A 20,598-nucleotide genomic window follows, 5' to 3' on the forward strand; every position below is an offset into this window, starting at 1 on the left:
CGGAGCGCCACGTTGAGCGACATTTTTGACGAAGTCGATGAAAGCCTGCGCCAGGACAAGATGGAAGGGCTGTGGACACGCTACAGGCCCTTTATCTATGGCGCGGCAGCGCTGCTCATCGGGGCGGTGGCCCTAAATGAATTCGTGTTGCGCCCACAGGCTGAACAGGCCCGGGCAGAACGCGCGCTCGCCTTCGAGAACGCCCTGACCCTGCTGGAAGAAGACAATTACGTCGAGGCCGAAGCCGCGTTCCGTGAATTGGCCGAAGGCAGTGGCAAGATCGCGCCTTTGGCAGCGCAATATCTGGCGCAGACCCAATATGAGGGCGGCGGCGACGCCAATGGCGCCACGCGCACCCTATCGGCCGTGGCTGCCGTGGAAGGCAGCCCGTATGAGCGCCTGTCCATCCTGAAGACCGCGTATTTCTCGGTCGACACCCAGTCCATGGCAGACCTTGAAGCGACGCTCGGCAGCCTGGTCGAGGATGAAGGCCCGCTCGGCGCGCTTGCCCGTGAACTGATCGCGGCGAAAGCTTTCGAGAGCGGCGACATTGCCCGCGCCCGGACCGAGTTCAACCGTCTCCGCTTTGATGCGGCTGCGCCCGAAGGCGTGAAGCGCCGCGCCGAGATCGCCCTTGCTGCGATCCCGCCCGCGCCAGCTGAAGAAGCGGCCGCAAGCGACACTGAGACACCAGTTGAGGGCGAAGCGCCCGCTGAAACTGCCGATATCGAGGAGACCGGCCAATGAGGCTTTCACGCCCACTCAAGCTGACCGCAACCGCAACGGCGTTCATCGCCCTGACGGCCTGCAGCAGCATTCCGTTCTTCGGCAATTCCGGCAATGACGACAAGGAACAGCTCGACAAGGCTGGCCGCGTCACGATGGTGCTCGCGGAGGAAGCGGTTGAGGCCAAGCCTGAGCTGGCCACGGAATCCATCGAACTGTTGCCTCCCACGGATATGGCATCCTGGCCGGAAGCAGGCGGAACCCCCGCCAAGGCACCAGGCCACGTCAATGCAGCGCCTGACCTGAAAATCGCCTGGCGCAATTCGGTCGGCAAAGGCTCCAGCAACAAGTCTGCCGTGACCACGCCACCGGTCGCCAGCGAGACTGCCATCTACACGCTGGATGCGGACCAGACGATCTATTCGACGGAAATCTCCAGCGGCCGCACGCTCTGGAAAAAGGAACTCAAAGGCCTGACCAAGCGCGACAAGACCGCGCTCGGCGGCGGCCTTGCCGTGACAGATGGTACGCTGATCGTCGCAAGTGGCTTTGGCTATGTCACACGCGTCAGCGCCGAAGACGGGACCGAATTGTGGAAGCGCGAGCTTGGCGTGCCCATGACGGGTGCCCCCACCGTCAAGGACGGCACGATCTTTGTCGCCTCCAACAATAATGAAGTGTTCGCGCTGGACCTTGAGACCGGCGAGACCGATTGGAGCGATCAGGCAATTGCGGAATCCGCCCGCGTCCTCGGCAGCCCAAGCCCGGCCGCCATCGAAGACTTCGTGATCGCGCCTTACTCCTCTGGTGAGATCATCGCCTATCTTGCCAATAATGGCCGTCGCCTCTGGACGGATGCCATTTCGCAGGCCGGCCGCTTCACACCGATTTCCGAGATCAACGATATCGGCTCACGCCCGGTTCTGGCCGGTGGCCTCGTCTTCGCGTCGAGCCAGTCCGGCATCACGGTCGCGATTGACGGGCGCAGCGGCAATCGCGTCTGGGCGCGCCCCATCGGCTCGACCCAAGCCCCAGCACTCAGCGGTAAATTCCTGTTTGTCATCGGCACCAATGCCACTCTGGCGGCGCTGGATGCTGGCTCAGGCGACGCCTATTGGGTCACCGAGCTGCCGCAGTACAAGAACGAGAAGAAAAAGAAGAAACGGATCAGCTATTCCGGTCCGCTTCTTGCGTCGGGACGCATCCTCATCGTTTCGTCCTATGGCGAGCTGCTCGCCTTTGATCCGCAGACGGGCGAACAGACCGCGTCTCTGGATATCAAGGACACGACTTACATCGAACCCATCGCCGTGCAGGGAAAAGTCTTCCTGCTGACCGATGAAGCAAAACTGGTTGCGATTCAGTAGCAGGCTGCGCCGGGCTGGCGCGCCTCGCCTGAACGCATAGGAGCGGGCCCCGCCATGCCTTTGAAACTCGCCATCGTCGGACGCCCCAATGTGGGCAAGTCGACCCTCTTCAACCGCCTCGTCGGCAAGAAGATCGCGCTGGTCGATGACCAGCCGGGTGTGACGCGTGACCGGAAGCAGGCGGAAGGGCGTCTTGCCTCCCTGCCATTGGTCCTGATCGACACAGCGGGCTATGAGACCTCCTATGACGACAGTCTCGAATCCCGCATGCGCCAACAGACCGAGGCCGCGATTGCCGAGGCTGAACTGGCCCTCTTCCTGATTGATGCCCGCGTTGGCGTCACCCCGGAAGACGATAACTTTGCCGCCCTGCTGCGCAAGGCCAATATCCCGATCGTTCTGGCGGCCAACAAGGCTGAAGGCAAACAGGGCACGGTCGGCGTGATGGATGCCTGGTCGCTGGGCCTGGGTGAACCGATTGGCTTGTCTGCCGAGCATGGCGAGGGCATGGCCGAACTTTACGAAGCCATTCGTCAGGCACTGGGCGAGGAAGCGTTCGAACTCGCCCTGCAGGAGGCCGAACTGGATTATGATCCCCGCGCCGCCGAGGACATTATCGAGAAGCTCGCCCATATCGATATCGACGATTTCTCCGTGTCCGATGATGATCTCGTCGCCGCCATTGAAGCGGCGGATGTCGACGTTGAACCCGAGCCGCAAAAAGACGACAAGCCGATCAAACTGGCCATTGTCGGCCGCCCGAATGCCGGCAAGTCCACGCTGATCAACCAGCTGCTACAATCGGACCGCCTGCTGACGGGTCCCGAAGCCGGCATCACGCGCGACTCCATCTCTATTGACTGGGAATGGGAAGGCCGCCGCATCCGCCTGGTTGATACCGCTGGCCTGCGCCGCAAGAACAAGGTGCAGGAGCGCCTTGAACGCATGTCGACTGGCGAGACGATCCGCTCGCTGAAATATGCAGATATCATTGCCCTCGTCATGGACGCACACGAGGCGATGGAAAAACAGGACCTGCTGATTGCCGACCTCGCCCTGCGCGAAGGCCGCGGCGTCGTGTTGGTCATTTCCAAATGGGACACGGTGAAAAAGCCGGATGAAGCCGCCAAACATATCCGGGATCTTGCCAACCGGCTGATGCCGAATGCTGGCGGTGCACCCGTCGTGTTCCTGTCCGGTCTGACTGGTCGGCATACGGACAGGCTGATGCCAGCCGTGGTCAAGGTCTATCAGGATTGGACCGCACGCGTGAAGACGGGAGATCTGAACCGCTGGCTGCGCCACACGGTTGAGCGCCATCCGCCGCCAAGCGTTCAGGGCAAGCGCATCAAGCCACGCTACATGGCCCAGATGAAGGCGCGTCCGCCGACCTTCGTGCTCATCGCCTCGCGCGGTGACCAGATGCCGGAAACCTACAAGCGCTATCTGATCAACAATCTGCGCGATGCCTTTGACATGCATGGCGTGCCGATCCGCCTGTTCGTCCGGCAGGGCAAGAACCCCTATGCTGACAAGGCCGACGGCGCGCGCAAGCCCCAAGGCAAGGGCCCTTATCGCGGCAAGCCGATCAAGAAGGGCTAGCGCGCTCGCACACATATCCGTGACTGGAAACGACTGGCGTACCTGCCTAGGGTCGCCCCGATCAATGCGGAGACTCAAATGAACCAGATGCAGGATGTGGTGAAAACCTATTACGGCGAGACGCTGACAAGCTCGTCGGACCTGAAGACCGATGCCTGCACGACGGAGTCTCGTCCAGCGGCGCATGTCTCGGCCGCCCTCGCCGCCGTCCATGATGACGTGGCCGCGAAGTATTATGGGTGTGGCCTCGCCATCCCGGCCGCGCTGGAAGGTTTGAAAGTGCTGGACCTTGGCAGCGGGGCCGGACGCGACGTGTTCGCCCTGGCCAAGCTGGTTGGCCCGACCGGCCACGTCACCGGGGTCGACATGACGGATGAGCAGCTGGACGTCGCCCGCGCACATGAGGCCTGGCACGCCGAGCAATTTGGCTACGACTCGCCCAATACGCGCTTTGTGAAAGGCGAACTGGAAAAGCTGGGCGAGCTTGATCTTGAGCCCAATTCCTTTGACCTCATCATCTCCAATTGCGTGATCAATCTCTGCACGGACAAGCCGGAAGTCTTCCGGCAGGCCCACCGCCTGCTGAAACCCGGCGGCGAGCTCTATTTCTCGGACGTCTATGCCGACCGGCGGATCCCGCAGGAGTTGATTGATGATCCGGTCCTGTATGGCGAATGCCTGTCGGGGGCGCTCTACTGGAACGATTATGAAGCCATCGCGATGGCGGCTGGCTTTGCCGATCCGCGCGTCGTCAACCATCGCCGCCTTGCCATCATAGATCCGAAATTGAAGGCAAAGGTCGAGCCGATCCGCTTTGCCTCGGTCACAGCACGCCTGATGAAGCTCGACGGTCTGGAGACGGCCTGTGAGGATTACGGCCAGGCTGTCATCTACAAGGGCGGCGTCGAAGGCATGGAGCGCGTCTTCATTCTGGATGCTGAGCACGAGATTGAAGCCGGTCGCGTCTTCCCGGTCTGCGGCAACACGCTCGCCATGCTGATGGAGACACGCTTTGCGCCCTTCTTCGAGGTGGTCGGCGACGGCAAGACCCATTTCGGCGTCTTCCCCGGCTGCGCCGCGCCGGACGTATTTGCAGAGACGCAAGACGCCAGCGGCCCCGCGCCGGTGGGCGGCTGCTGCTAGCGCGCCCTACTCTGTCGGGTCGACATTGCCGCGGAGGGATTTGATCTCGCCTCGGCGTTTCTTTGTGGCGATGCGGCGTTTGACGCTGCCATAGGTCGGCTTGGTCTTGATGCGCCGTTTCGGGCGACGGCTGGCACGAAGGATCATCTCGGCAAGCCGCTTGCGCGCAGATTCCCGGTTGCGCGCCTGGCTCCGATGCTCCGAAGCCTCCAGCATCAGTCGGCCATCCTTGGTTATCCGGTTGGCATACAGTTTGGCGAAGCGCGCCTTCACATCAGGTGGCAGAGATGACGCTTCGACGTGCCAGGTCAGCTGTACCGCAGTCGACACCTTGTTGACGTTCTGCCCGCCTGGCCCGGACGCGCGCACGAAAGCCTCCGACACTTCCCATGCAGGCAGTGTCAGTTCGTCATTGATACGGATGTCGCCGAATTCAGCCATGGAGTTTCCTTAACACGGTGTTCAGCCAGAGTTCAGCCCCGCAGGCCTAGCCTGACTGTCATAAGCCCGCAGGATGCGGGAAATGGCTGCCCCGGAAACGGTTTCCAAGGGGCCAATCTTCGGAGGCTTTGCCCGATATGAAGCTGTTCAAGACACTCACCACATTGGTGGCCACGACGGCCACGATCGGACTTCTTGCCGCTCCCGCTGCCTATGCAGAACGGGGACGCGGCGATCACAATCGCGGCGGCGGTTATCATGATGGCGGCCATCGCGGTGGAGACCGGGGACACCGGGACAATGGTCGACGCGACAATGGGCACCGCGGTGACCATAATCGTGGCAATCGAGGCTACAATAATGGCCACAATAATAGAGGCCATTACAATCGCGGCCACCATGCCCCGCGCCGCGACTACCGCCCCGCGCCGCGCCATGTCTATCGCGCGCCCGCGCGTTCGCATCGCCATTATGCACCGCCCCGTCACAATTATGTGCGCTACAGCCGGGCTTATGGACCCTATTATCGTCGTGGCTACCAACCGCGCTACCATGTCGGTGGCTGGTATCGCCCGCACCAGCATACGGTCTATATCCGCGACTATCACACTTACGGCCTCTACGCGCCGCCACCCGGACACTACTGGGCGCGGGACCATCATAGCGGAGACGCGATTCTCGCCTCCGTCGCGACGGGGGCCATCATCGGACTGGTTGTCGGCGCGCTGGCCTATGATTGACACATGATCAGCGTATGAAAACTGAACGCGCCCGGGCCCATGGTCCGGGCGTTTTTTGTGCGTCATGAAACAGTCATTCAAAAAAGCCGCGAAGTTAACTTTGTAATGGCGCAAATCATGCTTAACTTTGATTCGTCCGGAACGGTTCTGGACAAAGTTCGTGCCTGTTGCACGCTTGAAAGGAGGTGATTCATGTCGAGTGAGAAAACCAGAGGGATCAACAAGTTTATATCCTGTGGTGCCCGGCCGGAGCAGCCTCCTGTCGGCGCATAGAGATATTTGAAGGCACGCTGAAACGCTGCCAGACTTGTTGGGTCCCGAGGACTCACGGAAGCCGCCCCAGAGGGCGGCTTCTTTGTTTATGGAAACGGCATGAACGCTCCGACTTACCTTTTGCCTGAAACAACGCTATTTGCTGGAAAAACACCTGAGCGGAGAGACCCAGATGAACGTGCTGACCCACAAGACTTCCGGCTGGACCATCGGCACCGGCAAACCGCTTTCTGTCATCGCGGGCCTCAACGTCCTCGAAGACGAGGGCCTTTCCCTTGAAGTTGGCACCGAGCTGAAGCGCGTTTGCGAACAATTGGGCCTGCCCTATGTCTTCAAGGCCAGCTTCGACAAGGCGAACCGTTCCTCGATCAAGTCGTTTCGCGGCCCCGGGCTTGAGAATGGCCTGAAAATGCTTGCGACCGTAAAGGCCAAGCTCGGCGTGCCGATCTGCACCGATCTGCATGAAGCCGGTCAGGCCGAAGCCGTCGCAGACGTGGCCGACATCGTCCAGATCCCGGCTTTCCTGTGCCGCCAGACTGATCTGGTTGTCGCCACCGCCAAGGCCACTGCCGCAGCGGGAGGGATCATCCAGGTCAAGAAAGCCCAGTTCATCGCACCGTGGGATACAAAGAACATCGTCTCCAAGATCGGTGAAGCTGCAGATGTCGGCGTAATCCTGTGCGAGCGCGGCTCCAGCTTTGGCTACAACAATCTCGTCGTCGACATGCTCGGCATTCCCGAGATGCAGAAGCTCGGCTGCCCCGTCACCATCGACGCGACCCATGCTGTCCAGCTTCCAGGCGCCGACCCGCGCACGGGCGGCGCGTCCACCGGCGGGCGACGCGACGGCGTGGCCATCATCGCCAAGTCGGCCATTGCCGCCGGCGCTGATGGCGTCTTCCTCGAATTCCATACCGACCCGGACAAGGCCCTGTGCGATGGACCGAGCTGCCTGCCGATCTCGTCAGCCGAAGGCCTGCTCAGCACGTTGAAATCCCTGCATGAGGTCGTGAACGCGTGATCAGGGAGGCTGCAGCATCAGACCGGGAGGCTCTTGCTACCATCCTCTATCGGGCGAGCCGTGACGTATTCCCGCTGGCTGGCATCGAACGCGTTGATGCCGCCGAGTTTGACCGCCAAACGGCTGGCGAGAGCATTTTGGTTGCAGAAAAGGATGACCGGCCGGTCGGCTTTTCGAGCGTCTGGGACCCCGACCACTTCCTGCATCATTTCTTCATCGACCCAGCCTATCACCGCCACGGCATTGGTCGGTCGCTGATGGTTGCAACAATGATGCGCTATGGCAGTGCGCTCTCGCTGAAATGCAATACGTCCAACACCACTGCCCGCACGTTTTACCGTGCAATGGGCTGGATCGAGACGGACGAGCCTGGCGGCACCAGCGAAGGGATTGGTGACTGGATCTGGATCCGAACACCCGCCGCCGCATCCGCGCTCGGCCTGTTGCCTGAAGGCCCTGACGCATGACCCGCCTTATCGCCTTCAACAAACCGTTCAATGTGCTCTCCCAATTCACCGACAAGAGTACGCTGGCGAGCTCGCGTGAGACGCTGTCAGACTATATGGACGTCCCACGTGTCTATCCCGCTGGTCGGCTCGACCGGGATAGTGAGGGCCTGTTACTCCTGACCGATGACGGCAAGCTGCAGGCCCGCATTTCCGATCCGAAAGCCAAGATGGCCAAAGTCTACTGGGCCCAGATCGAGGGTATTCCGGATGACAAGGCATTGCAGGCCCTCCGCTCCGGCGTAGACCTGAATGATGGTCGCACCGCTCCTGCAAAGGTGAGACGGATGGACGAGCCAGGAAATCTCTGGCCGCGCGACCCGCCAATCCGGTTTCGAAAATCGGTACCAGATTGCTGGATCGAACTGACCATTATCGAAGGCCGCAACCGACAGGTCCGGCGCATGACCGCCGCAGTCGGGCATCCAACCTTGCGCCTTGTGCGCGCGCAAATCGGCGACTGGACCCTGAATGGCCTTGCCCCCGGCGAGTGGCGCGACATCAAGGGCTGACCCCCAACCCTTCACAGGCCGCATAACACAGATTAGCAAACGGCACTCCACAGGCCCGGTCGCGACCGGATGAAACAGATGGAGCGCCGCATGGCCCTGACACAATCTTCGAGCTGGTTTGAGCAGAATGCCCCCGACTGGGCGCGCGAGTCCGCAACCTTCATCGGAAACATCTGGAATGATGGCGCTTATGGTCTGACCTATGGCGAGATCACCATCGCTGTTGTGATCATCATGATCGCGCTGATGATCCGCGGCCTGTTCGCACGGCTGATCGTGAAGACCATCATGCGCCTGGCGTCCGGCACCAAGTCGGGCTTTGATGACGCGCTCGTTCAATCCATCGCGACGCCGCTCAAGATCGTCCCGGTCATCATCGGTATCTATATCGCGCTGCAGGTGACCAATATTTCCGGCGAGGCGGAAATCTACGCGACTCGCATTCTGCGCTCGATCATCACGCTTGCCGTATTCTGGACGCTGTCTCGCGCGGTGCATGCCTTCGAATATCTGTTCGCGGGTCTGAGAGACGCCCTGTCGCCCGCCGCCGTCGACTGGATGGTCAAGGCGTTGCAGATCATCTTGATCGTACTGGGTCTCGGCGCCGTGGCGGAGCAATGGGGAATCCAGATCGCGCCCCTGCTGGCCGGCCTTGGCGTGCTTGGCATCGCCGTCGGCCTCGGCGCGCAGGACTTGTTCAAGAACCTTATCTCCGGCTTGCTGATCATTTCAGAGAAGCGTTTCATTCCCGGCGAGTGGGTCAAGGCAGACGGTGTGGTCGAAGGAACGGTCGAGAAGATCAATTTCCGTTCGACATTGATCCGCCGGTTCGACAAGAGCCCGGTCTATGTTCCCAACAGCGCACTGTCAGATGCGGCCGTGACCAATTTCTCGCGCATGACGCACCGGCGCATCAAATGGGTGGTCGGCGTGGAATACCGCACGACCGTGGACCAGCTGAAATTTATCCGCGACGAAATCGAGGCCTGGCTCTGGAATGATGACCGGTTCGCCAAGCCGCCGGAAGCCGCACTGTTCGTCCGCGTGGACAGCTTCAATGCCAGCTCCATCGACTTCCTGATCTACACTTTCACCCACACAAAGAATTGGGGCGAGTGGCTGGAGATCAAGGAAGAGTTCGCCGTCGCCGTGATGGACATTATCGAAAAGGCGGGCACGGGCTTCGCCTTTCCGAGCCGCACCATCTACCTTCAGGAAACCGACCCGCCGGAAATCATGGCTCCGCCCGCGCGCAGCGAAGGCGTCGCACGGGCGCAAGCCGCCAAGGAAGGCATGCTCCAGGTCGGCGGGATTGGCGAAGCCAGCGACGATGGCTGATCAGGTCGCGGCTTACTTCACCCATACGCCAGGTGCATTGGTGCGATAGCCGAGCGCGCGATAGGCCGCATCGATCAGGCTTTGCGCGCGGTCATTCACGAGAATGCCGCTGCCCATCTGGTTCATCGTGTAGCTGAAGGCGAGGCCCGCTTCGGGATCGGCGAAACCGATGGAGCCGCCTGCGCCGACATGGCCGAAGGCCTGCTCGCCCATGATGACGCTGGTGCCGGGGCCGAGGTTCAGCGCGCGATTGTCCATGGACTTCATGAAGCCCGGGCCGAACCGGGTCGGGACCAGAAGCGTCGCATCGCTTTGCGTCGCTGTTGTCACCATGCTCATGGCCTTCAGGCGATCAGACGAGACGAGCGTGCCGTCATCGGTTGCCAATGGCGTATACATCGCCACCTGTCCGCGCGCGTTCGAGAGGCCGCCCCCGCCGCCGATTTCAGCGGCTTGCGACTTGCGGTTATTGAAGTCCCAGCCGCCATTGTTCATGAAGCTCTTGTGCTGGATGGATTCCGGCTCGGTCACCAGCTTGATGGCAAACTCGGTTGGAACATCGCCCGGCTTCGGCGCATACGGAATGATCGGCGCGATGTGAACGTCTTCGGTCTCGGGCAGGCCCAGCCAGAAGCGCGCGCCGGTCTTGTCGGCCACTTCCTCGCGGAAGAAGGTGCCGAGCGACTTGCCGGACACGCGGCGGACCAGTTCGCCCACCGTCCAGCCGAAATTGATCATGTGGTAGCCATTGCGTGTGCCCGGTTCCCAGAAGGCTTCCTCATCTTCCAGTCGCTGGATCATGTAGTCCCAGTCCTCGAACCCGCCTGGCCGGACCGGGTCGCGCAGGGTCGGCAGCGCGCTTTCATGGTTCAGCATCATGCGAACCGTGGTCTTCTCTTTGCCGTTCTTGGCAAACTTCGGCCAGTAGTCGGCGACCAGCGCCTCGGGATTCAGCTCACCCCGGTCGATCAGGATATGGGCGCACAGCGCGGTGGCGGCCTTGGAACAGGAAAAGACGATGGAGATCGTATCCTCACGCCAGGCATCACCAGTTTCCGGGTTCGCCATGCCGCCCCAGAGGTCCACCTGCGTTTCGCCATTCACTGACAGGCAGACGGAGGCGCCAACCTCTCCACGCTCTGCAAAGTTGCGTTCGAATTCTTCCTTCACGGCGGCGAATTTCGACTCGCACGCCCCGCCAATGGATCCTGACATGTGTTCCCTCCCGAGGATTTTATTGATGCCAGTGTGATGCGCCCTCCCCATGGGAAGGCAAGCCCTATGGCAGGGCCGGGAGGTAGCGTTTCTTCAGGCGCGCCGCGCCAAGCAAAGCTGCCAGAGCGCAGATCTGGACAACCATCACCACAATCCGATTGTCTTCAAACCCGTTGGAGAGAATGAAGTAGCTGGCCGTAAAGACCGCCACGACATGGCCGCTATACACGAACAGGGAATTCCGGCCGACCATTACCAGAGGCGGGAATCTCAACACAGAATCCACCACAGCCCGCGCCCACATAAGGGGCTTTGCCAAGTCTTCCCGGTTCAGCAGGAAGTAGAAGATATACGAGATCGCAGCGAGACTGATCAGGCCCATGCCAGACACGTTCCGGCGCTTTGGCTCAACCAGCCATTCAGGCGACCCAAGCATGCCTCGCCCGGCTTCCGCAACTGCAAAGGCCACTGTGATGGCAAGCGCCGCGTAGAAGACCGGATAGCTCGTGGGCAGAATGCTGGATTTGAAATGGTCCCAGCCTTCCGTCTTGTACCGGTAGCCGAGATAGAATCCGCCATAGAAAATGACCGCGTAGGACAAGGGATTGAAGATACCCGTCAGAGACAGGAAAGGCCGCGTGTCGAAAACATGCGCGAAGATCCAGCCCAATACCGCTTGATCGAAACCCGCCGCAGCAACCAGCCAGCAGGCCGCAAGAATTCCGAAGAACAGGCGCGTCCGCGTTGTCTCCAGCAACCAAAGCCCGACCGGAATGAACAGCATCAGCATCATGTAAAGGATCAGAATGCCGAGATAGAGCGGCTGCTTGGCGAAGGTGAAAACCTGAAGGCTCTGCACGAACAGCGGTGTTTCGAGGTCTGGTACATATTGGGAATCCAGCCGCATCGGCCAGGCCGACACAAACAGGTACAGCATCGAGAGTGCGACGATGATCTGATAGAGATAGACCCAGCGTAGCCGCTTCAAAACGGCCAGTTCGCAGGCGACCATACCGCCTTTGGAGAAGGGCCGAAGATAGCTCAGCGCGCAGACAAAACCGGACAAGAGAACAAAAAACTCGCCATCCCAGACAGGCGAGAAATTCCCGTGATGAAACCGGATCACAGGCGTCCAGTGCGTGAAATTGAAGTGTGCGATGAACATGGCAATGAGCAAATAGCCCCGCGCCCCATCGATATGCACTAACCGCGCCGCCTTCTGCGCTGGCGCCGTGGTGGCCGATCCCGTCGTCAAAATCGCATCGGTCATCTCGTCACCTCTAGACCATGCTTGCCGTAGCGTTACTCCTAGTGGACCATTGTGACAATCCGAACGCGGTCAGCGAATTTCCTTCGAAAACAGCATGTTCCTGCACAAGGTTGATGCGACTTCGGCCACCGTCTTCAGATCGCAGGCAAAGAAATGCCCGCAACAGGACGTTGCGGGCATTTCTGAAATCATACTGCCAGTATTCTATGCCGGCTCTTCAGCAGAGCCTTTCTTGGCGACAGGCTTCTTCTTCGGCTTCTCGGCAACATATTTGAAGGCGAGCTTTTCCTCGTCCTTCTTGTCGATGTCGATCTTGACCACGCCGCCCTTCTGGAGCGAGCCGAACAGGAGTTCTTCCGCCATCGGCTTCTTGACGTGTTCCTGGATCGTCCGCGCCAGCGGCCGGGCGCCCATGTCGGCGTCGAAGCCGCGCTTGGCGAGCCAGTCGCGTGCAGGCTTGGTGATCTCGATGGAGACGTTGCGATCTTCCAGCTGGACTTCGAGCTGAAGAATGAACTTCTCGACCACACGATCAATGATCTCTGGCGTCAGGCCGCCGAAAGTGATCGTCGCATCAAGACGGTTACGGAATTCCGGCGTGAACAGACGCTTGAGTGCCTCTTCCTGCTCGTCGTCCTTCTTGCCACGGCCAAAGCCGATGGAGTTCTTCGAGGCATCGGACGCCCCGGCATTCGTTGTCATGATCAGGATGACATTCCGGAAGTCTACCTTGCGGCCATTGGCGTCCGTCAGTGTGCCATTGTCCATGACCTGAAGCAGGATGTTGAACAGGTCCGGATGCGCCTTCTCGATTTCGTCGAGCAGCAGCACGCAGTGCGGATGCTGGTCGACGCCATCGGTCAGCAGGCCGCCCTCATCATAGCCGACATAGCCCGGAGGCGCGCCGATGAGACGAGAAACGGTGTGACGCTCCATATATTCCGACATGTCGAAGCGCAGCATCTCGACGCCCATGATGGAGGCGAGTTGTTTGGCAACTTCGGTCTTGCCGACGCCGGTTGGACCGGTGAACAGGTACGAGCCAATTGGCTTGTTCGGTTCACGCAGGCCGGCACGCGCGAGTTTGATGGCTGCCGAAAGCGCCGTGATGGCATCGTTCTGGCCAAACACGACCCGCTGCAAATCGGTCTCCAGTGATTTGAGCGCGGCTGCATCGTCGGTCGAAACCTGTTTGGGGGGGATGCGGGCGATCTTGGCCACGACAGCCTCGATATCCTTCTGCCCCACCGTCTTCTTGCGTTTCGACGTAGGCAACAACCACTGCGCGGCGCCAGCCTCGTCGATCACATCAATCGCCTTGTCCGGCAATTTGCGGTCGGTGATGTAGCGATCTGCGAGTTCAACTGCCGATTTGATGGCATCATTCGTGTAGCGCAGGCCGTGGAAATCCTCGAAGCGGGACTTAAGACCCGTGAGAATCTTGATCGTATCCGGAACAGTTGGCTCAACCACATCGATCTTGCGGAACCGGCGCGACAGGGCCCGGTCCTTTTCAAAATGCTGTTTGTATTCCTTGAAGGTGGTCGACCCCATGCAACGCAGGCCACCGGACTGAAGCGCAGGCTTCAGCAGATTTGACGCATCCATCGCGCCGCCGGAGGTCGCCCCAGCGCCGATAATGGTGTGGATCTCATCAATGAACAGGATAGCTTTTTCCTGCTGCTCCAATTCCTTCATCACGGATTTGAGTCGTTCCTCGAAATCACCGCGATAGCGCGTACCGGCCAACAGGGCGCCCATGTCGAGCGACCAGATGACAGCCTCATCCAGGATCTCAGGGGCTTCACCATCCACAATCTTCTTGGCCAGGCCTTCGGCGATCGCCGTCTTGCCCACACCGGGATCGCCGACGAGGATCGGATTGTTCTTGCTGCGACGGCAGAGCACTTCAATGCAGCGGTTCACTTCCATGTCCCGGCCGATCAACGGATCGATCTTGCCGGAGCGCGCCTTGTCATTCAGGTTCACACAGTAAGCGTCGAGCGCCTCATGACCCTGCTTGACCGGCTCTTCTTCCGAAGCCTCCGCACCGCGTGGACTGGATGGGCGCGACATGCCCGGCTGCTTGGCCACGCCATGCGAGATGAAATTCACCGCGTCATAACGGGTCATGTCCTGCTCTTGCAGGAAGTAGGCAGCGTGACTTTCACGTTCAGAGAAGATCGAGACCAGCACATTCGCGCCGGTAACTTCGTCGCGGCCCGAGCTCTCAACGTGAAGGATGGCGCGCTGGACAACACGCTGGAACGCAGCGGTCGGCTGAACGCGGCCTTCGCCTTCATCCACTGTCAGGCTGGAAAGCTCTTCATCAATGTATCGGCTGAGGTCGGCGCTGAGGGCGTCAATGTTGACCTTGCAGGCGCCCATCACTTCGCGGGCATGCTCATCTTCCGTCAGCGCCAGAAGCAAATGTTCCAGTGTGGCATATTCATGATCACGCTCTGACGCGAACGTCAGGGCCTTTTCGAGTGCGGTCTCTAGGGAGGGGGACAAACGTGGCAAGTGACTGGCCTTCCGGAGTGAGTGTTTCTAGTCGTCTTTCTCCATGACACATTGGAGAGGATGTTCATGGCGTTTGGCAAGGTCCAATACCTGCGCGACCTTTGTTTCGGCCACTTCGTAAGTATAGACACCGCACAACCCCACGCCCTTTTGGTGGACATGAAGCATGATGCGCGTGGCCTGTTCCCGGGAACGATTGAAGAAATGTTCCAGGACGTAGACGACAAACTCCATCGGCGTGTAATCGTCATTCAACAGAAGCACACGGTAGAGCGACGGCTTCTTGGTCCGTACGCGCGTTTGCGTGGACAGACCGAAATTCGTCCCATCATCATCGCCAGCCTGCCCGCCCCCTGGTGGGTCGCCGGGTCCGGGCCGATTTAGCCGTATTGGATCCGTGCTGGAATGGTTCAGGTCACCGCTCATAGTTACCAAGATATACGTTCTTGCCCGACTTTGAAGAGCGGATACGCGGCAAAAGCACAATCTGCCTGAATTCAGGTCACCTGGAGACTGGTGAGGAGGTCATTCACGCGCTTCGCATTCGCGCCCATATCGCTATAGCCCACGCGGGATGCAGAATAGACTGCGAGCGTGGATTTCCCGTCTGAAGGCAGGATGGCAATATCCACATCATCCTTGAATTTGAACAGTTTCGATACCGCGATGAAGCTGATGCGACCCGCCTGGGCGTCGAGCGCCTTCAGCCTCCAGTCCTTGCGCATGGCCACAAGGGCCTCGACCTGGCTGAACAGACTGTCTGTGCTGCAGAAGAAAATCGGGCCTTCTTCGTCCGGGCTAGCCTGGTCAGCAAAGCCCGCCGGTGCAACCAGATACGTGTTCGGCGACTTGGGCCGCTGAAGGGTTTGGAAATCGAGAAAATCGGTCATGCACAACTGTAGGAGCAAGCGCAACGGATTCGCCAGCGCATTCTGCATCTGACATTGAACAAAGTCCGGGCAAAAAAAGAACCGGGCCAAACAGGCCCGGCTCAAATTATCTACGCCACTCTACGCCCCAGAGCCCGCTAGCCTGGCCGGGAAACAAGAAAGCGCTTACTTGGGTGCAAAAGCCATGAACGGCTTCGTCGCGTCGCGCCAAGCAGACATGCAGAGTTCAGCCTGTGCGCTGACTTCGGACGTGTAAGCCGAGAGAAGGTTCTTGGCGAAGCCGGACTGTATTTCCATTGCTTCGCGTGGATCCTTTGCGCCGGTCAGCGACTGCGTGGCTTCGACACCCTGTTCGAGCGTGCGAGCAAAGAAGTCCATGTTGCGGGCGCCAATCGTGCGCATCATTTCCGAAGAAGATGCTGCTTGTTCTGCGAGGGCTTTCATGCCGCCTTCCGCATAACCACCGAACTTGCCTGCGAGACCTGTCATTTGTTCCATGCCTTCATCAATCATTTTTGTTGCCGAATCTGCCACACGCGCTTCCGCTTTGGCTTTCGGAGAAGACTTGGGAGTGGTCTTTTTTGTTGTCGCCATGGGGAGGATCCTTTTCACGCTGGATACCCTAACGTAGCGTAAAATCCGAGCAATTGCAACAATTATTGTGCGGCGCAGCATTTTTAAATTCGCATGAAAATTGCAAGGCTTGAAACCTGATTACAGATTTGTGAGGCTGGGGCCTGCGTTAAGATGTGGTCAACCGATTTGACGGACTCTAGTTTAATCCTCGGGTGCCGGGGTTAACTCATTTTTGGAGAGAACATGATGCGGCTCGCACTACCACCTGTCCTGAAAGCACTCACTATAGCGGTGGCGCTGATGGCGGCAGGCCTGTTTGCCCAATCTGCTCACGCCGAAAAGTACGCCTCCATCGTGATCGATGCGGATACTCATGAAGTACTTCATGCCCGCAATGCCGATGAAGCGCGTTATCCGGCCTCCCTCACCAAGGTCATGACCCTCTACATGCTGTTTGACGCGCTGAAGACCGGCGAGGTCACCCTGGATGAGCGGCTCGTTGTCTCGCGCCACGCGGCGAGCCAACCCCCTTCAAACCTCAAGCTTCGCACCGGCTCGACCATGACAGTTCGCGACGCAATTGGCGCGCTGGTCAGCAAATCAGCCAATGATGTCGCTGTGGTTGTGGCTGAGCGTCTCGGGCGCACCGAAAGCCGCTTTGCCCAATTGATGACTGTGAAGGCCAAATCGCTCGGAATGAACCATACCCGCTTCATGAACGCGTCGGGCCTGCCCAACACACAGCAGCTGACGACCGCGCGTGACCTGGCCATCCTGGCCGATGCGATGCTCACCGATCATGCTGACTATTATCATTACTTCTCGTCCAGCAGCTTCCAGTGGGCGGGACGTACCTACAAGAACCATAATGAGTTGCTCGGCAAAGTAGACGGCGTCGACGGCATCAAGACTGGCTATACCCGCGCCTCCGGATTCAACCTGATGACGTCTGCCAAGCGCGATGGCAGCCGCATTATTGCGATCATGCTGGGCGGGAACACGTCCCGGTCTCGCAACGCGCATGTCGAGGATCTTGTTGAAGCTGCATTTACGACGCTCACCGATCCTGCGCATGACACACAGCTCGCCTTTGCCGGCGTCCTGCAGCCTGTACACCCGAACGATGCTGCAGAACCAATGCTGAATGGAAAACGCATCAGCGTGATCATTGCGGAAGGTGGCGGTGACGCAGATGACGACAAACTGGTCGTGGCTGAAACGGCACCTGCTCCAGCGCCAACGCCAGAGATTGTCGAACACACAAAGATGGAAACTCCGGTTGAGCCGTTTGTGCAGCCCACGACCCACATCATGAGCGTATCGGAATACGAAGCGCGTCAGATGCAGATCGCGAAGTAACGCCTGAGTTCACGGTTCCAATCTGAAACGCAGCCCTTGCAAGCCCAGGCGGGCTGACCCAGAAGGCTTTCCAGCCATCAGGAGCGAACAGACGTGACCCGTGAAAGCGACATCGATATTGCGCGCAATGTAATTCGCATTGAACGCGAAGCCCTTGAGCAACTGGAAGCCGGTCTGGACACGGCCATCGAAAAGGCCGCTGACCTCATCATGGCCACGGATCGGCACATCATTGTCGCCGGCGTGGGCAAGTCGGGACATATCGGCCAGAAGATCGCGGCCAGTCTCGCATCGACGGGCACGCCCTCATTCTTCCTCCATCCGACCGAAGCCAGTCATGGTGACCTGGGAATGATCGTTCCAGGCTCAGTCGTGATCGCGATATCCTATTCGGGCGAGAGCCGCGAACTGGTCGATCTGATCCGCTATTGCCGCACCAATTCGGTACCCCTGATCGGCATGTCACGCGCGGCAGAGTCGACGCTTGGTCGGGGGTCGGATGTATTGCTGACGCTGCCAACCGTTGCGGAAGCCTGCCCCAACGGGCTCGCGCCAACATCCTCAACGACCATGGCGCTCGCACTTGGTGATGCGTTGACCATAGTCCTGATGGCGCGACGAGGCTTTTCACGGGAAGAGTTCGGATTCCGTCATCCGGGGGGGAAACTTGGCCGCTCCCTCCAGACTGCCGGCGACTATGTGGCGAGTCGCACAGACGATATACCATCGGTCGGCGAAACCGCGGCTGTCGAAGACGTCATTCTGGCCATCTCGGAAGGCCGCAAGGGATGCGTGGCCGTACTGGATGCGACTGGCGTGATTGCGGGAATGGTCACCGACGGAGACTTGCGACGTGCCATGCTGGCAGGAAAGCTGACCGGGAATGCCGCCGCGATCATGACGCCATCGCCCCGCACGATTTCACTCGACGAGCGCATGTCCGCAGTCATCAAGAGATTGACCGAGCATCGCATCTCCAACGCATTCGTTGTGCAAGATGGACGCCCGGTCGGGATTGTCGACATGAAAGACCTTCTCGCCGAAGGCTATGTCTGATTGGCCTAATTGATCAGTTCGAACCGGATATTTACTTGGGCCGAATAGCCAATTTCACCGCCTGAAATCGGCGTGGATGCCATATCGGCAGATTCGTGCATCGCCATCATCCTGCCCATCGGTGCAGGCGAAGGTTCATTCCCGCCACTTTCGGAGATGTTGACGATGCGCGACACGCGCATGCCGACAGCTTCAGCGTAGAGTTCAGCGCGCGCAGTTGCGTCCGCAACGGCCTTGCGCCGCGCTTCGTCACGCGCATCACTGGCATCTTCAAGCGCGAAATTCAGGCCCGAGAACGTGTTACCGCCTGCGACAACGAGGCTATCAAGCGTTTCACCCAAACCATCCAGATTGGTCACTTTGACGGTCAGCTGGTTTGACGCCGAATAACCACGCAGAACCTGTTTGCCGTTGCGACGCCCATTGGCATCGGTTTCCTCGACATAGTCGTAAACCGGATTGAGAGAGATGTTCGACGTCTGCATGTCCTTGTCGGCGACGCCTGCGGACTTCAGCGCGTTCATCATGCTGGTCATCGCCTCAGCCTGCGCCGCCATTGCAGCAACTGCGGTCTTGGCTTCCTCGTTTACACCGGCCGTGATGTAGGCAATGTCCGGCGCGCGCTTCACATTGGCGGTCGCGGAAATATCCAACGTGGTTTCGGGCTGGATCGAATTGGGGTGGTAGGTCATCTGGCTCGTCCCGGTTGGAACCGATTGGGACGGCATCTGCGCACAGGCAGACAGGGTTCCTGCCAGGGCGATGGCGCTGGATGCGATGAACAGATTCCGGAAAGTGCGCATGTTGTCTCCTCGGTTTATTGATCGAGACCGATGGCTACCAGCGCATTGTGTCAAACTCGCGTCAGGCGGCTCCGACTTCGCGTTGCGGATACCCTTCCGGATTGCCGCTTTGCCAGGCCCATTGATCTCGGCACATGTCTTCCAACGTCAAACGAGTCTTCCAGCCAAGAAGTTCCATCGCATAGGAGGGATCAGCCCAATAGGCAGGTAAATCGCCAGCACGGCGTTCGGCGAAATTGAGCGGGATCTCCCGACCGCTTGCCTGTTCAAACGCTTTCACCACATCCAGGACCGAATAGCCGTTCCCGGACCCGAGATTGACTGTGAAACTGTCCGGACTTTCCAGCAGTTTCTCAAGCGCAACGATGTGCGCTTCGGCGAGGTCGACGACGTGGATATAGTCGCGCACACCCGTGCCGTCCGGCGTATCGTAGTCATTGCCGAACACGTTGAGATGGGGGCGACGCCCCACCGCCACCTGGGCAACGAACGGCATCAGATTGTTCGGCACCCCGTTCGGATCCTCGCCGATCAGACCGGTAGGATGCGCACCAATAGGATTAAAGTAGCGCAGGATGCCCGCATTGATACCTGCGCCCGATGCGACGAGGTCATTCAGCATCAGCTCAACCGCATATTTGGTCATGCCATAGGGATTGGTGGGCGCCAGCGGATGGTCTTCAGTATAGGGCAGCGAAACCGGTGTGCCGTAGACAGTAGCAGACGACGAAAACACGATATGTCCGACACCCGTCTGTTTCATGGCGTCGAGCAGGCTGAGTGAGCCCTGAACATTATTGCTGTAATAATCGAGCGGGTTGGCAGTCGATTCCCCAACGGCCTTCAGGCCGGCGAAGTGAATCACGGCCTCGCATTCGTGCTCGCGCAGAGCATATATCATGGCGTCGGTGTCGCGAATGTCTGCTTCGATGACCGGCACATCATTTGCGCCCGTAATCTGACAAATCCGATCGATGGCGGCCATGCTGGAATTGACGAAATTGTCTACAATTACCGGCGTATATCCTCGGTTCAGCAACTCGACACATGTGTGCGAGCCGATATATCCAGCCCCCCCCGGCACGAGAATCCGCTTTGAGTTGCCTTGCATGAATTTTGACATCCCTGACTTGTCCCCAACTCCATCGTGTAGGTCGTGTCCAATGATCATGCAAACGATCTGCCACATTTACGCACGTAATTCGCAAGAGCGTGGCAGACAGCACATTGCCTTGCC

General features: G+C 59.3%; 20 protein-coding genes. 11 read left to right on the top strand and 9 right to left on the bottom strand.

Going from position 1 to position 20,598, the window contains the following annotated elements; translation table 11 throughout:
- Window positions 1-12 precede the first annotated feature (12 nt).
- The 4 genes from B3527_RS10040 to B3527_RS10055 all read left to right on the top strand — a co-directional run bounded on the left by B3527_RS10040 (window position 13) and on the right by B3527_RS10055 (window position 4,838).
- On the top strand, window positions 13-747 hold the full coding sequence (locus B3527_RS10040) for a hypothetical protein (protein WP_206991105.1): 735 nt from the start codon (window positions 13-15) through the stop codon (window positions 745-747).
- Complete coding sequence (locus tag B3527_RS10045) at window positions 744-2,093, top strand: PQQ-like beta-propeller repeat protein (protein ID WP_206991106.1); 1,350 nt, start codon at window positions 744-746, stop codon at window positions 2,091-2,093. Before B3527_RS10040 ends, B3527_RS10045 begins: the two co-directional genes overlap by 4 nt.
- A gap of 54 nt (window positions 2,094-2,147) precedes the next feature.
- Window positions 2,148-3,695, top strand: coding sequence for a ribosome biogenesis GTPase Der (gene der, locus B3527_RS10050; protein ID WP_290479777.1), 1,548 nt, complete (start codon window positions 2,148-2,150; stop codon window positions 3,693-3,695).
- 87 nt (window positions 3,696-3,782) lie between these two features.
- Window positions 3,783-4,838, top strand: coding sequence for a methyltransferase domain-containing protein (locus tag B3527_RS10055; protein WP_349677862.1), 1,056 nt, complete (start codon window positions 3,783-3,785; stop codon window positions 4,836-4,838).
- A 6-nt stretch (window positions 4,839-4,844) separates the two neighbouring features.
- On the opposite strand, the gene arfB is transcribed toward B3527_RS10055, so the two are convergent.
- Window positions 4,845-5,279 carry an alternative ribosome rescue aminoacyl-tRNA hydrolase ArfB gene (gene arfB, locus B3527_RS10060; protein WP_290479779.1) on the bottom strand — a complete coding sequence of 145 codons (435 nt, stop codon included), beginning with the start codon at window positions 5,277-5,279 and terminating at the stop codon, window positions 4,845-4,847.
- 137 nt (window positions 5,280-5,416) lie between these two features.
- Between arfB and B3527_RS10065 the strand changes: the two genes are divergently transcribed.
- The 5 genes from B3527_RS10065 (at window position 5,417) to B3527_RS10085 (ending at window position 9,669) form a co-directional block, all read left to right on the top strand.
- Window positions 5,417-6,019, top strand: a complete 603-nt coding sequence (locus B3527_RS10065; protein WP_290479780.1) for an RcnB family protein — start codon at window positions 5,417-5,419, stop codon at window positions 6,017-6,019.
- 445 nt (window positions 6,020-6,464) lie between these two features.
- Entirely contained in the window at window positions 6,465-7,313 is an 849-nt protein-coding gene (gene kdsA, locus B3527_RS10070) for a 3-deoxy-8-phosphooctulonate synthase (protein WP_290481142.1), read from the top strand.
- Window positions 7,310-7,780 carry a GNAT family N-acetyltransferase gene (locus tag B3527_RS10075; RefSeq protein WP_290479782.1) on the top strand — a complete coding sequence of 157 codons (471 nt, stop codon included), beginning with the start codon at window positions 7,310-7,312 and terminating at the stop codon, window positions 7,778-7,780. Before kdsA ends, B3527_RS10075 begins: the two co-directional genes overlap by 4 nt.
- A complete protein-coding gene (locus B3527_RS10080; protein ID WP_290479783.1) occupies window positions 7,777-8,331 on the top strand; it encodes a pseudouridine synthase in 555 nt (184 codons plus the stop codon). The genes B3527_RS10075 and B3527_RS10080 overlap by 4 nt, the downstream gene beginning before the upstream one ends.
- A gap of 90 nt (window positions 8,332-8,421) precedes the next feature.
- On the top strand, window positions 8,422-9,669 hold the full coding sequence (locus tag B3527_RS10085) for a mechanosensitive ion channel family protein (RefSeq protein ID WP_290481461.1): 1,248 nt from the start codon (window positions 8,422-8,424) through the stop codon (window positions 9,667-9,669).
- 12 nt (window positions 9,670-9,681) lie between these two features.
- Here the strand turns inward: B3527_RS10085 and B3527_RS10090 are convergent, their stop codons facing one another.
- From B3527_RS10090 to B3527_RS10115, 6 genes are all read right to left on the bottom strand, one after another.
- Window positions 9,682-10,884 carry a serine hydrolase domain-containing protein gene (locus B3527_RS10090; RefSeq protein ID WP_290479785.1) on the bottom strand — a complete coding sequence of 401 codons (1,203 nt, stop codon included), beginning with the start codon at window positions 10,882-10,884 and terminating at the stop codon, window positions 9,682-9,684.
- Between the two features lie 64 nt (window positions 10,885-10,948).
- On the bottom strand, window positions 10,949-12,154 hold the full coding sequence (opgC, locus tag B3527_RS10095; protein ID WP_290479786.1) for an OpgC domain-containing protein: 1,206 nt from the start codon (window positions 12,152-12,154) through the stop codon (window positions 10,949-10,951).
- A 204-nt stretch (window positions 12,155-12,358) separates the two neighbouring features.
- Entirely contained in the window at window positions 12,359-14,677 is a 2,319-nt protein-coding gene (gene clpA, locus B3527_RS10100; protein ID WP_034810967.1) for an ATP-dependent Clp protease ATP-binding subunit ClpA, read from the bottom strand.
- A 27-nt stretch (window positions 14,678-14,704) separates the two neighbouring features.
- On the bottom strand, window positions 14,705-15,103 hold the full coding sequence (gene clpS, locus B3527_RS10105; RefSeq protein WP_206991115.1) for an ATP-dependent Clp protease adapter ClpS: 399 nt from the start codon (window positions 15,101-15,103) through the stop codon (window positions 14,705-14,707).
- Window positions 15,104-15,174: 71 nt separating this feature from the next.
- The gene (locus B3527_RS10110; RefSeq protein WP_290479788.1) at window positions 15,175-15,567 is read right to left on the bottom strand and encodes a DUF1499 domain-containing protein; all 393 of its coding nucleotides are present in this window, start codon (window positions 15,565-15,567) and stop codon (window positions 15,175-15,177) included.
- Window positions 15,568-15,732: 165 nt separating this feature from the next.
- The gene (locus B3527_RS10115) at window positions 15,733-16,161 is read right to left on the bottom strand and encodes a phasin family protein (RefSeq protein WP_206991117.1); all 429 of its coding nucleotides are present in this window, start codon (window positions 16,159-16,161) and stop codon (window positions 15,733-15,735) included.
- Window positions 16,162-16,386: 225 nt separating this feature from the next.
- Between B3527_RS10115 and B3527_RS10120 the strand changes: the two genes are divergently transcribed.
- On the top strand, window positions 16,387-17,502 hold the full coding sequence (locus tag B3527_RS10120; RefSeq protein ID WP_290479789.1) for a D-alanyl-D-alanine carboxypeptidase family protein: 1,116 nt from the start codon (window positions 16,387-16,389) through the stop codon (window positions 17,500-17,502).
- Between the two features lie 93 nt (window positions 17,503-17,595).
- Complete coding sequence (locus B3527_RS10125; protein WP_290479790.1) at window positions 17,596-18,558, top strand: KpsF/GutQ family sugar-phosphate isomerase; 963 nt, start codon at window positions 17,596-17,598, stop codon at window positions 18,556-18,558.
- Window positions 18,559-18,563: 5 nt separating this feature from the next.
- Here B3527_RS10125 and B3527_RS10130 read toward each other — a convergent pair whose 3' ends face one another.
- Both B3527_RS10130 and galE read right to left on the bottom strand, forming a co-directional pair.
- Window positions 18,564-19,361 carry an SIMPL domain-containing protein gene (locus tag B3527_RS10130; RefSeq protein WP_290479791.1) on the bottom strand — a complete coding sequence of 266 codons (798 nt, stop codon included), beginning with the start codon at window positions 19,359-19,361 and terminating at the stop codon, window positions 18,564-18,566.
- Window positions 19,362-19,422: 61 nt separating this feature from the next.
- Entirely contained in the window at window positions 19,423-20,484 is a 1,062-nt protein-coding gene (galE, locus tag B3527_RS10135; protein WP_290479792.1) for a UDP-glucose 4-epimerase GalE, read from the bottom strand.
- Between the last annotated feature and the right edge of the window lie 114 nt (window positions 20,485-20,598).

This window comes from Hyphomonas sp. UBA4505, assembly GCF_002388685.1.
Classification (GTDB): Bacteria; Pseudomonadota; Alphaproteobacteria; order Caulobacterales; family Hyphomonadaceae; genus Hyphomonas.

Coding starts and splice junctions, on each gene's coding strand:
- kdsA (WP_290481142.1), top strand. CDS start 6,465: ATGAACGTGCTGACCCACAAGACTTCCGGCTGGACCATCGGCACCGGC.
- B3527_RS10065 (WP_290479780.1), top strand. CDS start 5,417: ATGAAGCTGTTCAAGACACTCACCACATTGGTGGCCACGACGGCCACG.
- B3527_RS10055 (WP_349677862.1), top strand. CDS start 3,783: ATGCAGGATGTGGTGAAAACCTATTACGGCGAGACGCTGACAAGCTCG.
- der (WP_290479777.1), top strand. CDS start 2,148: ATGCCTTTGAAACTCGCCATCGTCGGACGCCCCAATGTGGGCAAGTCG.
- opgC (WP_290479786.1), bottom strand. CDS start 12,154: ATGACCGATGCGATTTTGACGACGGGATCGGCCACCACGGCGCCAGCG.
- arfB (WP_290479779.1), bottom strand. CDS start 5,279: ATGGCTGAATTCGGCGACATCCGTATCAATGACGAACTGACACTGCCT.
- B3527_RS10130 (WP_290479791.1), bottom strand. CDS start 19,361: ATGCGCACTTTCCGGAATCTGTTCATCGCATCCAGCGCCATCGCCCTG.
- B3527_RS10120 (WP_290479789.1), top strand. CDS start 16,387: ATGATGCGGCTCGCACTACCACCTGTCCTGAAAGCACTCACTATAGCG.
- B3527_RS10110 (WP_290479788.1), bottom strand. CDS start 15,567: ATGACCGATTTTCTCGATTTCCAAACCCTTCAGCGGCCCAAGTCGCCG.
- clpS (WP_206991115.1), bottom strand. CDS start 15,103: ATGAGCGGTGACCTGAACCATTCCAGCACGGATCCAATACGGCTAAAT.
- B3527_RS10090 (WP_290479785.1), bottom strand. CDS start 10,884: ATGTCAGGATCCATTGGCGGGGCGTGCGAGTCGAAATTCGCCGCCGTG.
- B3527_RS10045 (WP_206991106.1), top strand. CDS start 744: ATGAGGCTTTCACGCCCACTCAAGCTGACCGCAACCGCAACGGCGTTC.
- galE (WP_290479792.1), bottom strand. CDS start 20,484: ATGTCAAAATTCATGCAAGGCAACTCAAAGCGGATTCTCGTGCCGGGG.
- B3527_RS10080 (WP_290479783.1), top strand. CDS start 7,777: ATGACCCGCCTTATCGCCTTCAACAAACCGTTCAATGTGCTCTCCCAA.
- B3527_RS10085 (WP_290481461.1), top strand. CDS start 8,422: ATGGCCCTGACACAATCTTCGAGCTGGTTTGAGCAGAATGCCCCCGAC.
- B3527_RS10115 (WP_206991117.1), bottom strand. CDS start 16,161: ATGGCGACAACAAAAAAGACCACTCCCAAGTCTTCTCCGAAAGCCAAA.